This is a genomic window from Aeromonas sp. QDB18 (assembly GCF_027705325.1).
GTDB classification, from domain to species: domain Bacteria; phylum Pseudomonadota; class Gammaproteobacteria; order Enterobacterales; family Aeromonadaceae; genus Aeromonas; species Aeromonas caviae.
On record NZ_JAPDBQ010000348.1, the window covers coordinates 1 to 656 of the forward strand.

The 656-nt window shown below is 61.9% G+C and carries 1 pseudogene; it reads right to left on the minus strand.

Annotated features, from left to right (window positions below):
* Positions 1 to 543: pseudogene (locus OKC30_RS21295) on the minus strand (site-specific integrase); the annotation flags it as partial.
* Between the last annotated feature and the right edge of the window lie 113 nt (positions 544 to 656).

The window sequence follows — 656 nt, forward strand, 5'->3', positions numbered from 1 at the left end:
CAGCCGTACCTCGCGGATCAGGCCGCCTTTGCCATGGACGGTGTAGCGCTCGCCAGGCGCTCTGCCGGTGAATTTTTCCTCCCTGGCGGGCCGATCACTGGGGGCGCGTTCCTCGATCCGTTGCAGTGTCAGCAGCTCCGATGCCCGCAGCCCTGCGGCATGGGCGATCTCCGTGGCCAATCCGTTTCGCTCGTTTTGGGCACCCACTACCAGGGCGATCTGTTCCTGGGTGTAGGCCCTCGATTGCTCGACGATCTGCTTCTCCGATTGCACCACAGGCAGGCGTGCGTCCGGTGCGAGTTTGTGCGTCACGAGCTGCATCATCACCTGGAGCGCCTGCCGCTCCTGATTGAGCGTCGATTGACTGACCTGCTCGGCCCGCTGCTCCAGGTACGCGATGGCCAACTCTTGGGTCATGCCGCGCAATCCCTGCGCCAGGCGCGGATGCTCGGCCTGTTGCCACTCGGCCACTCGGGTTAGGCCCTGTTCATAGTCTCTAACGGAGCCAACGCTTTTGATTTCTCGGCCCTGCACCTGCTGCATTACCCAAGCCGCTTGGGCTGATGGGGCTCTAAATGAGGCCATATTTTCCCTGCTGTTTTTTGAGGAATTGCCAGACGGTAGATTCATCGACCGTCAGGCCCTTGGCGTCCAGC